The organism is Bernardetia aquimarina (assembly GCF_042180575.1).
In the GTDB taxonomy this organism is placed as follows: Bacteria; Bacteroidota; Bacteroidia; order Cytophagales; family Bernardetiaceae; genus Bernardetia.
In genome coordinates, this window is record NZ_CP170094.1 from 1,683,667 (window position 1) to 1,697,194 (window position 13,528).

Here is a 13,528-nt window from a genome sequence, read left to right on the forward strand (position 1 = left end):
TTAATTGAATTGTCGTACAAATTAACATTTTTATATTTCAAAAGCGCATAAAGTCAGATAAAAATTAGCACAAAAGTGCCTTTTCAGCACCTTTCATTTGGTTAAAACAAAAAAAAACAATTTTTTCTTTTTTTTGTTAAATTTAATTAAATATACTACCAATTATTTGCTAAGGTCTATAAAACAACACTTTAATTAATTATTTCTCCTTCTGATTTTTGAGAGAAATATCCTACCTTCAATTTATAAAAACTACAAATACTCTATAAAAAGTTTGACTCTTAAAGTAGAAATAAAAAACTCAACTTTAAGTTGAATATTAGTGTATTTGCTCTATAAAACTTTAGCAAATGAGTTTCGTATCAGAATCATCTTTTTTAGGTTAGTTTAACTTCTGAATGGAGAATGACCTTATTTTTGCAAAAGTTCTAACTCTTTTGTAGAGCTTATAGCAAAAATTAAAAGAAAAAAATCATACAATTTATTGTATATTCACTCGTTCCTTTTTCATAAAAAGAATCCAAAAATTATCAACTTAATTCTATCAAAATATGCGTTTTTTACTCCTTTATATTTTACTTTTTGCATTTTCTACTCCTTCCTTTGCTCAAAAAAACGATGCAGAAATTACTCGTTTGCCTGTCCGAAAAGGTAAAAAGTGGGGAGTTATCGACCAAAACTCAAAAACGATTGTTCCCATTGAATACGATTTTGTAGAAGTCGCAGAGTTTAATTATTTACTTTTAAAAAAGAATGAAAAGTGGATTGCAACTGACCAAAACGGCAAACCTCTATTAGCTTTTACAGAAAATGCAACTGAAATAAAAGTTATTGATTCATTATTAATTGCCTATAAAAATCAAGAAAATAAATATACTTTTTTGAGTAAAAATGGGACCAAAACAGAAGCTAATTTTGATAGAATTTATAAAATGCGAAACTCATATTCTTTGGGCTATAAAAACAAAACAAAGAAATATGATTTGATAAATCCGAATGCCAAAGTATTGATAGAAAATATTGATACAGCTTATTTTTTGAATAGTCAGAATATCAAAGTTCAAAGTAATGTAGTTATTGCACAAATTGGAAAAGATGAATATTTACCTAATCTAAAAGACGAAACTCTAGCTCAAAAATCGCTTTATAACATTACACTACTGCCAAATGGTTATACCAGTTTTGGTGCTGGTCGTCCGTTGGGAGTGGCAGGTACAGATGGAAATATAGTTATTGAGCCAAAATACGCCTCTATTGTTGCGCTTTCAATGGATTATTTGGCATTGAAGTCTCCGACAGCAGAATGGTTGTTATTTGATTTGAAAACTAAAAAAGAAATTACGGAAGCTGAATATTCGTTTTTTGAAGTAGTAGAAATTGAAAATACTGATAAAAGTAATAAGAAAGAAATCAGAATTACAGCTTGTAAAAATGGAAACTGTGGTGTAATGAACAAAGATGCAAAGTTTATTTTAGAGCCTACCTATTCTCAAATTTATAACCTTCAAAATGTTCTTTTTTTAGGAAAAAATAGCAGCAACAAATGGACAGTTTTAGACACCAATGGAAAGAAAATTCTGAATCAAAATTTTGATTTAGTATATGATTTTACAAGCTATTCTCCTTTCACAAAAGTAACCACACCAGAAGGCGACGGAATTATTGATAAGAGTGGAAAACTCATCTTAAATCCAATTTATACAGGAATTGATGTTTTTATTCCAAAAAAAAATGAAACGACTGTTTTTGCCTATCAAAATGAAAAAATTATAGTTTTAGAATTTGATAAATCAAATAATAAAAAGAAAGAAACAGTTTTTCCTTCCTTCCAAACTTTGTCTTCCAATTATGCCAAGCTAAACAAACCAGAAGTATTTACAGCACAACTTGCCAATCGACTTTCGACAGATTACCGTTGGTTTCAGAATCCAAATACAAAAAAATGGCACTTATTAAATAAAAAACGTGAACCAGCTTTTAAAGACGGTTTTGATGTCATTTCAGTTGAGCCGATTGCAGGTTTTACGCTAGGTAGAAATAATGTAAATGGAAGTCTTTCGGCTGCTGCCCTAATTGACCACAAAAATGGAAAGTTGATTAGTCAAAACAAACTTTTTTATGCTCAATTAGAAGATTTCAGAACAGCAGATGTAGCACGAGCTTATGCAGATAGCACAAAAGAAAATGCCATTCTGACAAAAGCAGGTCTATTAGTGACCGAAATTGCAGGAACAATGATTGATTCGATGACCTACTTTTCTGAAAATCGTTTGCCTATAAAAGCAGGTGGGACATATGGATTGATGGACGAAAAAGGACACGTTATTTTGCCACCAACGTACTCTTTTATTATGCCTTTTGAAAATGGAACTGCAAAGGTTCAGCTAGGCGAAAACTTTGGGATTATTGATAAAACTGGAAAAGTTATTTTGCCATTAGAATACGAATATATTGGAAGTTTTGAGAACAACATGGCTTTAGTTGTCAAAAATAAAAAAGTGGGTGTAACCTCTAATAAAGGCAAAATAATAATCGAACCTCAATACGAAAGGTTAAGCATAGAAAACGGGGTTATCAGAGCTAGAAAGGACGGAAAATGGGGAATCGTAAACACACAAAACAAACCTGTTTTGCCTTTTGAGTATCAATATATTAGTACGTTTTCTGAAAATGTAGCTATTATTAGAAAAAATAATTTGTGGGGATTTTTATCAAATCAAAACGAAACACCAAAAATCATTTTAGAACCTTCTATCAAGGCTGACTTTATCAATGAAGTCAGCAATGGAATGGCAAAAGTGAGTTCGGAACGCTATATCGAAGAAGATGGCTACGGAACAAAAAACGCTTTCTATAAGAAAAATGGAATCATCAAAACAAATGGAACTTGGGTTTTAGAACAAAAATATAGTTTCATAGAAGATGAAATTTTTAATGTAGAACAAAAAAATGAACTTGTTTTGATAGAAGAAAATAATAAAGTTGGTTATGCAGACAAAACAGGAAAGGTAATCGTTGAGCCTTTATACGATGCGATTGAAAATAATTTTTCAGAAATTTATTATTCAAAAAAGGGGATTTCAGAAGTCAAAAATCAAAATAAAATTGGTTATATCAATCACGAAGGAAAAGAAATTTTACCATTAGAGTTTTCGAAAGTAGCCGATTTTTATGGAATTTACGATGTAAAAGATGCCGTAACTGTTGCCCAAAAAATGAGTAAAGAAAGTAATGGAAAATATGGAACAATAGACCGTCATAATAATACAATCATTCCATTTGAATACAGTTTTATAGGAATGGACAAAAGGAATGATACACTTTCTTTTGTCAAACAAAATAATAATTGGGGTGTAATCAATCCTTTTGGACAATCAGTAGTACCGATTCGTTATTCGTCTGTCAAATATTTGCAGAAACCAAATACAAAAAATGCCTTAATTGAAGTATTTTTAGATTCTTCTGTCGTTTCTTATTTAGATGCAAAAGGAAATTTTCTTGAAGATAATCCAAACAAAAATCTAGTTATTGTAAACCAAGGAGAAAAATATGGAATCAAAACAAATGCAAGTGCAGAAACATTTTTAGTAAATCCTTCTTATGATTTTATAGAAGAATTTGGAAAAGTAGGCAAAACCTCTTGGGCAAAAGTAGGAATAAAAGACCCAAAGAATTCGAAACAAATGCTTTATGGAATTATCGACATTTCAAATAATAATGAGGTCAAAACTATTTTAGAAACTGACTATTTAGAAATCGGAATTTTGTCAGAAGGAAAAATAGCTGTTCAGCAAAACCATAAATCAAGAGACAAACAACTTTTTGGTTATTTGGATGAAAACGGCAAGAAAGTAATTGATTTTGCATATTATAAAGCCTTTCCATTTTCGGATAATATGGCAAAAGTAGATTTGTCAAGAGCAGGTACAAAATGGTCGTACATCAATGAAAAAGGCGAAGTTGTCATTAAATCAGCCTATACTTCTGGAAGTGATTTTGGCGAAGGAATGGCGATTGGAGAGAATTTTTTGATAGACAAAACTGGAAAACGAATTTCAAAACTTCCATATAAAACTGTAAATGCAATAGGCAATTATGCAACTGGCTTTAAAAATGGAGTTATTGGAATAGAAACTGAAAGAGGTTTTATTCATATCAAAAAAGATGGAACTCCACTTTACCGAAGTTATTTTGATAGCTTGACACAATTTAGAAACGGAATGGCTTTTGTAAAGACAGGAGAAAAATACCAACTTCTAAGACGTTCAACTGAAAATCCTGATACAGTTCGCTTGAATTTTTCAGCAACAGCAATGCGAAATTATCAAGCCAAATATAAGAAGAATAGAAAAATCAAGACCAAATATGGAGAAACAATCGTAGATTTAGGTTTTGAGAAAGTTGATGATGGCTATTGGCTGATGATAAATGAAAGTGGAAGTTTTGTTTCGCCTACTCGTTATGAAGCTGTTTCTGTTTTGCCTACTTCTACGCTTTTGGTAACGAGTGGCGTTTATGGCTATTCAGATTTAGATGGAAAATGGATTTTGAAACCTTCTTTTGAGGCTCGTCAGTATGTGCAAGGTTATGTTATTCGTCTAGAACGTGCAGGAAAAATTACCTATTTAGGTTTAGATGGAAAAGTGATTTGGGAGGAGTAGTTTTTAGAGATTAGAAAATACAGATTAGTTTTCTGTTATAAAAATGCTGCTTTTTTCACATAGAAAAGCAGCATTTTTTTGTTTTTTACTGTCTTAACTTGTATGCTTATTTAAGCAATCACCAACTATTCTTTCATACAATTATTTTATGCGCTATTCTCATCTTATCTTTTGCCTTTATTTATTTTTAAATATCGCTCCCTGTCAAGCTCAAAACAACGATATTTGTTCGAATGCAAGTCCTTTTTGTGCAGGTTCCACTATTGTCTATCCAGCCAATACAGGAAATAATTGGTGGATTTCAGATGAAGTAAATTATGGTTGTTTGGCTTCTCAACCAAATCCTGCTTGGTTTTTTTCTAAAATTTCTATTCCTGGTTATCATAAAATTTCAATTAGTTCTATTGAAAGAGTTGATATAGATGTTGCCGTTTGGGGACCTTTTCCACCCAATACTTCTTTAGCAACTATCTGTGCGACACTTAATAGTGGTACTATTGCTCCAACAAATTGTAGTTATTCTGCTTCTAGCTTTGAAAACTTAGAATTTACTTCCATCACACCCAATGAAATTTGGATTATGCTCATAACCAATTTTTCGAATGAAGAAACAGATATTAAAGTCAATCAAACAGATGGAAATGGATTAATGGATTGTAATATTTTACCTTGTTTAGATGTACAATTTAGTGGTTCGGAGCAAGTATGTCTCAACTCTACCACAACAAGCACCTATTCAGCGACAGCTACTAATTCTACAAGTATTATTTATTCCATTTTCCCTTCAAATGCTGGTACTATCAATTCCTCGACAGGTGTGGTTACTTGGAATCAATCTTTTGAAGGAACAGCTACTGTCAAAGCAAAAGCATTTTATACAGGCTGTTCTCCTATTGAAGAAAGTCTAAATGTTGATGTATTTTCTACTTTTGAGTTATCTCTTTCTGTATCAGAAGACACCGTTTGTATGAGAGAAAGGTCTGTTTTTATAGCCAGTCCCAAAATCACAGGTGCAACTTATAAATTTTATGTAAATGGTTTTTCCATGCAAGAGAGTACAAGCAATATTTTTACTCCTTTTTTGCAAAATAATGATGTTGTGAATGTCATTTTTTCAAAAGGAGGATGTACAGAAACAAGTAATTCTATTACCATGCAAGTAACAGAAAATATTACTCCACAATTATTTCTTTCTGCCTCTAAAATTACTATCTGTAAAGATGAAGAAATTACTTTTACTGCTACTGAAGGATTATTAAATTATGACTTTAGAGTAAATAATATATCTATTCAAAATGGAAGCTCAAATATATTTACCTCTCATTCCATTGCCAACAATGATACAATAACCGTATTTAGTGATAATGGCACTTGTCCTGTTTTGAGTAATTCGATACGAATCTTTGTTAATGATGATTTTGATTTGACATTATTAGTTTCTGATACTCTAATTTGTGAAGGTGATGAAATAACTTTCACAGCCAACCCTACTCTTTTTAGAGACTATGATTTTAGAGTCAATGGAAAAACACAACAAAAAGACCACTTTGATACATTTGTTACCAAGTCATTAATAGATGGAGATATTGTTGATTTTCAGATAGTAGGGTTACAATGTGATAGAAAAAGTAACTCTATCCAAATACGAGTAAAACCCACTCCTAAAGTAACATTATCTGCTTCCAAAACAATTCTTTTTGAAGATGAAACAGTTACTTTTATAGCAAAACTCTCCAATACAACTCTAGAAAATACAAACTATACATTCAAAATAAATGGACAAATCATGCAAAAAGGCAGCTCAAATATATTCATAACAAATACATTACATCATAACGATAAAATAGAAGTAGAAGTAACCAAAGACAAGTGTCAAGGAAGTAATGCTTTCATTATGGTTTCTGTTTTGAAAGAACCTTTAGGTATTTATCCCAATCCAACCCCTAATCAATTTATCTATAATGTCCCCATTGAAATAGAAGAAAATTATCAAATTCGCTTATTTGATGCAATAGGAAGATTAATTTGGGAAGAAACAAGAACAAAACAAGGGAAATTAGTCAAAGGAATTGTTAATTTACAAAAACAAGCACAAGGAATGTATATTTTTCAAGTATCAAATTCAGATAAAGTAATGAATTTCAAAGTAATAAAAGAGTAAATTACTTTCCTATCTCAAACTGCTTCTCTAAAGATTGTCGTTTTTCTAAATCAGCTTTGATTTTTATATTCAAAGGAGAATCTGCCAAGACATTATAATTTTCCCAAAACACAGGGTTATAAGTGATTCCTTTTAGCTTCGAATCATCTTGTAATTCTTGTGGAGTTGGGTTTTCTAGGTTTACATTTACGGTAAGCTGTTCGACAAAATATTCAGAAACAGATTCTTCAAAGGCTTCTGAACTCTCATAATATTTCTCTGTTGATCGTAAAGATTGATAACTTACTAGATATTTTTGATTTTCTTTTTCTCCATATTTTTTGAAGTAAAAATGTTCTTCATTTTCTAAATAAATATTATATCCATAGCGTTCTTTTTCATTGTATCCTCCCATTGTTCCGACAGGAAGGTATGAAAAATGAAGTTGCAAAACAGCAAAATCTTCATCATTTACAAATAACTTTCCTTTGAGCTTTCGGAATCTATCAATCGTTCCATTATATGAAAAAGCAATTTCATAGACAGTTTTATCATTTAGTGAAGTAAGATTTATGAGTTCATATTCAAATTCCTTATACATTTCTTTATCAAAAATAAATTGATTTTTTCGAATCCAATTGTATTTTGTGCCGTATTCTACATCAATAAAAAAGTTATTTATTTTGGATTTTGAATAATCATACGATGCTCGTCGCTCTTTTACTTGTGCAAAATAATCTTCTTCCAAATTCTGAATTTCTATCCTACCAGTTGCTTTATTTTTATAATCATAAATAATTGGAACATAACTTCTTTCATCATAAACAGAAAGGGCAGCCTCTACCAAACGTACATAAGCTGTCGAATCTTTCAAATATTCTCTATAAAAAAAGTCTGCATTATACGGATTTTGAGGATGATTTTTGGGTAGATTTTTAATGACTTGTTTCATTATTTTTTCTACTTTCGGAATTCGTTTTGAGCTAATAGTAACCGTTTTGAGCGATTCAGAAGGTTTTAATTCCAAGACTAATTGATTATTTTGAGAATATTGATAGGCTTCTGAAACCTTTATTTTGAAAGGCTGATAACCGACAAAGGAACAAACGATAAATTTGTCTTTCCACGCATGATTTAATCGAAACTCAAAACTTCCAGTCGAATTACTAGCCGTTCCTACACTTGTCCCTTCAATTCCGATAGAAGCAAAAGACAATAACTCTTTCGTTTCAGAATCCATTACTTTTCCTTTTATTAATAAATTAGCTTGAGCAAAAACAGTGAAACTAAACAATGATAAAGTAAATACCAGAAAAAAGAAGAATATTATTTTTTTGAACTGCTTCATTTTTTGAAAGATTATGATAGATTTTTAAGATATTGCAATTTATGTGATTTGAAAATAATTAAAAATAAACCTATGAACTTACAAAAAAACAAAGAAAATGCAATCGCATTTTATAAAACAGCTTATGAAGGAAATCCTAAAAAAGCAATAGAGACATATATTGGCAAAGAATATATTCAACACAATCCAGATGTTGCTGATGGAACACAAGGATTTATTGATTATTTTGAAAGGATGCAAAAAGAATATCCCAATAAATCGATTGAGTTTGTGAGATGTATTGCAGAAGGAGATTTAGTAGCTTTACATACCCATCAAACTTGGCAAGAAAAGGACATACAAAATGAATATGTAACTATGGATTTTTTTAGATTTGATGAAAATGGTAAAATATGTGAGCATTGGGATGCTATACAGAAAATACCTAAAGAGTCAGCCAATCCAAATACAATGTATTGATTTACATACAGATGAAAGAAGTTTTTTTGCGTTATTCAAATGCTTCGACTGAATAAACTGTTTGTTCTAAAAACTTATCTAACAAACTTCTTTCTTCTAAAATAATTTCTGCTGTTCCATAAATTTCGTTTTTTGCATCCAAATCTAGCTCCACATTTCTACTGGTTTGTAAACCATTATTTAATTTTAGTTGAACTGAATATTTATTTTCTTGTGGCGCAAGACTTATTTGTGCAACTTCTGCCTCTATCCATCCATAACGAGCAAAGGGATAGGCTTCTAGTTTTATTTTTGCTTTATTAGGTTCTTTTCCGTTTTGTTTTTTATCCCTTAGTTTTGATATATGTTTTGAATCTACTTTTGTATAAGCATAAATAGCATTTTTTTGAGGTAAAACTGCTACAATTTCTTTGTCTATACCAACAGATTGATAGAGATTAAGAGGGTTGAAAAAATTAACTTTTCCTTCTATTGGACTAATAATCAAATAAGAAGCCTTCCATTCTTCTAGCATTTTTTTTAGAGTGGCAAAGCTAGTACGTAATTGCTGTTTATACTTAAAAGCCTGTTCTTGATATGCAATCGAAACTTCTACAAGTTGCTGATTGAGCTGACTAACTCTCATTTGAGCATTTAGATTGGCTTCTTTATTTTGCAAAAAGCTACTTTCTTTATTCAAAAATGCACTTTTTGTTTGTAAAAACTCTTGTTTTGCAATCGCATCACTTTTATACAATAATGAATCTGTAATATATTTTTGTTTACTCAACTCATAATCTCTCTCTTGAATTTCGTATTTTTCTTGTAAAATGGCTCTTAAAGAATTTTGAATTTCTATTTCTGAACGAATAGCAGCTTGTTTTTGAGCGTGTGAATTTGTCTTTGAAAATAATTGAAAATCTAAAATATTATTTTTCAATCTTTCATAATCTAATTGTAGGTTTCCTAGATTAGTAAACAAAGGAATTTCATTTTTTTGAAAAAACTCCACTTCTTCAAATGCTGAATTTTGATTAGAAAGTGTATCTAAATAACGCTCTAATTTTTGGGCTTCTTTCCAATTTGTTGTGCTTTCCAAAACTAATAAAAGTTCATTTTCTTTTACATCTTGGCTATGTTTTGCATTTATAAACACAATACGACTGTTGATTTTGGGAAACAAACTCGCCTTTGCTTGATTAGCAAATATTGTAACTTCAGAAGTAGATAATTCGGGATAACGTATAAAATGCGACACCAAAAACATTAGCACCAAAACACTAGAAATAATCATAATGCCTGAACGCATAAAAAAACCTTGTGGACTAGTCAGTAATTCTTGTGTTTCTTCTGAGTAAGAGCGAAAAATTGTTTCGTTTTCTGTATTGTTTTCTTCCATTATAAAATTTACGTCCTTCTTTTAATAAACTTGTCTGACAATTAAACTAAAGTTGATTCTTCTTGATTGATTTCATCTTCCATTTCACTTGCCAAATGTACCATAAAATAATTCAAATCTGAAACAGTATATTTTTCTGGTAACAAATAACCATTGATAATAAAAGCAGGTGTAAAATTAATTCCTTGCTGATTTATCCAAGCATAATGTTCTGAAATAATACGTTCTTTTTCAGTTTCAGAATAAGAGGTTGGCAGATTTGAGAGCAATTCTGAAATTTGTTTGTAGTCTTCATTTTTTTGATTGGCTGTAAGGTGGCAAGTCGTCATTTTGAAATAATTACCAAAAATTTCTTTCAATTCTTGCAAATCTTTTTTGGCAGTTACACAAGGTGGACACGTCGGGCGACTAATAACAACCAAAGAAACAGGATTTTCATCACTCGCTGTATTTCCCTCAACAAAATGTGTAGGAACTTCACTAATATCTATCTTTTTGGATTGAGAAAGCAATGTTTTGAAAACCTCAAAATCATATTTGAAAGAATGAAGATTTTTATTTTCGTGTGTATAGGAATTATATTTTGTAAGAATAGGTTTGAGAATATTCCAACTAAGAACAGGCAATAAAAATGAAAAAACCACTGTTGCAGAAACATAAAGCATAGAAGAAATAGTAATTTCACTTAAATTATTTTGAAAACTGAAAAGATAACTTCCACCCAAAACAGATTCTAAAAACAAAACCACCATCACAGAAACACAAAGTGAACACCATTTTTTCAAAACAAACTTTTGATAATACAAAGAAACAACAACTGCAAAAATTCCCAAAACTGAAATTATACTTTGAAAAATCAATGCAAAAGAATTACTAATCAGCAAAAACAAAAAAGCTCCAAAAAAATAATAAACACCTAACTCAGAAAAAGTAACATATTTTTTGATTACATTAATTTTACTCTTTTCTTTTGTATTTGTATCAGCACAAGAAGAAGACTTTCCAAAAGCACTACAAGCTTTTTTGAAAACGATATTATCTTTAAAAATCTCTCCAGAAAGTAAAATAACACTAATTATAAATCCTACACTATGAAAAACATAAAAGGAAATTTCAAAAATAGACTTTACATTGTTAGTACTCGTTTCAAAAAACGTTTTTCCAATCAAAAACAAAAAAGATATTCCTACCAAAACTTGAATAGTCATTTTAACAGAATCAAAAATACTTTGTTTTTTTTCTGCTGCTTTGTGAACTGCATAGTTTGGCTCGGCTGCATTTTCATTTTTATCTAATAAAAGAGTATAACCTGTCCATGTTTTTTCAAACTCTTCTATCTGTATTATTTTTTTTTCTGCTTTCACATTAATCAAGACTACCTTATCTTCTTTTACTTCTTCTAAAATAGAATAGTTATTATATACTTTTCCATTTTCATCTTTTTGAGAAGCCAACACAAGTGCAGGCAAAGGAATTTCTGACAATTCTTCTCTTCCAATCTGAACAGCTAAAGATTCTACTTTGTAATATGCTAAAAGGACTGCAATATCACTTAATGTTTGAGCATTATTACACTTTTTTGTTATTTTTTTTAAATAAATTGGTGTATAAATAACTTCAAGTTTATCTAAAAGAATACTTACAATAGTCTTCATTTTATATATATTTTTATCTAAAAAAAATAGTGATGTATTCTATCACTATTTATAAAAAATAAAGATTGTCTATATTAAAATATAAACAATCCTTACTTAATTAAAATACTAAAACTACAATTTTAATAAACATAAAAACATCTTAATGCTTCAGGAGTACGAGTTACTCCACATCTAGTATAAAGATTTCCATATCTATCTGCATATTCACAGCAGAAAGTTTTAGCTTTGTCTTTTACCTGAATTGGTGTTGCTGCTACGGGAGTTCCACCAGTAATACTTTTAGCTTCTTTTTGAGATACAACAAATTTACCAAATTTTTCTTTTAAAGACTTCATAAAATAAACAATTAAGAGAGACATAAAAATTAAAAATTGTTTTATTAGAAGTAGTAGCGATATTATATTTTTACTCAAACAAAATTTATTTCTTACTTTTTAAATAGAAATTAAAAATTTATTTAAGTATGAACTCACATTAAAGTTATGGCATCAAGTTTTATGTGTTTGTAAAACTTGAGGGCAACTAAGGAACAATTACGAATTTAATACGCTGATTATCAATAATTTGTTACTTTGAAATGAGTATTTAATTTCAATTCCTAAGTAAAACAAAATTAGAAAATGAGATTTTCAAATATCTAAATAATAGGTTTAGTTGCAAAATTAAGGACAAAAGAATATTATCCAGTTACATGAAAACATCTTAATGCATCTGGACGAGGAGTTCCACAGCTAGTATAAACATTGCCAGAAGAATTGAGATAATGACAACAGCGTCTTACAGGTCCACGAGGACCAACATGTTCTCCCATTGCTGAAGGAGCTGGAGCTGCTCCACCAGTAATATTTTTAGCTTGTTTTTGTGATACAGAGAATTTTCCGAATTTTTCTTTTAGAGACTTCATAAAATAAACAATTGAGTAGATACATAAAAATTAAAAATTGTTTTATTAGAAGTAGTAGCAGTATTATTCGCACACATAAAATTAATGATGTATCAATAATTTCACACCACAATACTACAAAAATAAATATAATTATGCAAATACCACAACTCCTAATCTCAATAAAAAAAACATAATAACTTAATTATCAACAGTTTACAAAATGTTAAATTTAAAAATAGACAACTTTTTATAGTAACAAGAATTTATAGTAAAACTCTATTCTTGATAATTTGCAAGTAATTTTCATTCAAAAAAATATTGTATAAATATTTTCTTGCAAATAAAAAAGGCGTGTATGAAACGCCTAGTTTGTCTAGTAAGATTGTTATTGTATTTTTCATTCTTTCAGTAAAAATTAGATAAAATTGTAACTACTTTATTAAAAATTTATCACGTTAAATAAAACAAACTTCTAATATATTTTAAATGTATTAGAAGTTTGAAACAATACTTACATAAATTTATTATGCTATATTTTTTAATTAGAACAACCACCACCATGCTTCTCAACAAATCGCAAAGCTTTTTTAACATTCCTTTTGTTGCGTATTTTGCCATCTGCTCCTACACAATGAAATTCTCCACCTGCACCATTAATTTTAGCCATTTTTTCAGTAGAAACGGCAAACTTACCAAATTTTGATTTTAACAAAGACATATAATTACAATTTAAAAGTTATAAATAAAATTGATTATCAAAATTTACTACTTAGGAATTTATAGAACCTACTTGAGTGTGTTTGATAGCACAAATGTATTAAAAAATAATTATCAAATACTACTAAATTCTATTTTTTTTTTTTGAATATTTATTAACTAATTTATAATCAATATGTTATGATTTAAAAAATTGTACTACTGGATAAATAAAATCATATTTTAGTCAAAAATGAGCTTTAAAAAATTTAGTTTTTTAAGCAAGTTTTTTACTATTTAAG

General features: G+C 29.4%; 9 protein-coding genes. 3 read left to right on the forward strand and 6 right to left on the reverse strand.

Annotated features, from left to right (window positions below; translation table 11 throughout):
• Positions 1–551 precede the first annotated feature (551 nt).
• Positions 552–4,661 carry a WG repeat-containing protein gene (locus tag ACE193_RS07055; protein WP_375562300.1) on the forward strand — a complete coding sequence of 1,370 codons (4,110 nt, stop codon included), beginning with the start codon at positions 552–554 and terminating at the stop codon, positions 4,659–4,661.
• A 148-nt stretch (positions 4,662–4,809) separates the two neighbouring features.
• A complete protein-coding gene (locus ACE193_RS07060) occupies positions 4,810–6,822 on the forward strand; it encodes a T9SS type A sorting domain-containing protein (protein WP_375562301.1) in 2,013 nt (670 codons plus the stop codon).
• Between the two features lies 1 nt (position 6,823).
• Here the strand turns inward: ACE193_RS07060 and ACE193_RS07065 are convergent, their stop codons facing one another.
• Positions 6,824–8,095 carry a carboxypeptidase-like regulatory domain-containing protein gene (locus ACE193_RS07065; RefSeq protein ID WP_375562302.1) on the reverse strand — a complete coding sequence of 424 codons (1,272 nt, stop codon included), beginning with the start codon at positions 8,093–8,095 and terminating at the stop codon, positions 6,824–6,826.
• Positions 8,096–8,221: 126 nt separating this feature from the next.
• On the opposite strand from ACE193_RS07065, the gene ACE193_RS07070 reads away from it, so the two are divergent.
• Positions 8,222–8,608 (forward strand): ester cyclase, encoded by a 387-nt coding sequence (locus ACE193_RS07070; RefSeq protein WP_375562303.1) that lies wholly within the window; start codon positions 8,222–8,224, stop codon positions 8,606–8,608.
• 31 nt (positions 8,609–8,639) lie between these two features.
• Here ACE193_RS07070 and ACE193_RS07075 read toward each other — a convergent pair whose 3' ends face one another.
• The 5 genes from ACE193_RS07075 to ACE193_RS07095 all read right to left on the reverse strand — a co-directional run bounded on the left by ACE193_RS07075 (position 8,640) and on the right by ACE193_RS07095 (position 13,248).
• Complete coding sequence (locus ACE193_RS07075; RefSeq protein WP_375562304.1) at positions 8,640–9,986, reverse strand: HlyD family efflux transporter periplasmic adaptor subunit; 1,347 nt, start codon at positions 9,984–9,986, stop codon at positions 8,640–8,642.
• Positions 9,987–10,027: 41 nt separating this feature from the next.
• Positions 10,028–11,641, reverse strand: a complete 1,614-nt coding sequence (locus ACE193_RS07080) for a cysteine peptidase family C39 domain-containing protein (protein WP_375562305.1) — start codon at positions 11,639–11,641, stop codon at positions 10,028–10,030.
• Positions 11,642–11,763: 122 nt separating this feature from the next.
• Positions 11,764–11,979, reverse strand: a complete 216-nt coding sequence (locus ACE193_RS07085; protein WP_375562306.1) for a hypothetical protein — start codon at positions 11,977–11,979, stop codon at positions 11,764–11,766.
• Between the two features lie 344 nt (positions 11,980–12,323).
• Entirely contained in the window at positions 12,324–12,548 is a 225-nt protein-coding gene (locus tag ACE193_RS07090) for a hypothetical protein (protein ID WP_375562307.1), read from the reverse strand.
• 520 nt (positions 12,549–13,068) lie between these two features.
• A complete protein-coding gene (locus ACE193_RS07095; RefSeq protein ID WP_375562308.1) occupies positions 13,069–13,248 on the reverse strand; it encodes a hypothetical protein in 180 nt (59 codons plus the stop codon).
• Positions 13,249–13,528: the final 280 nt, after the last annotated feature.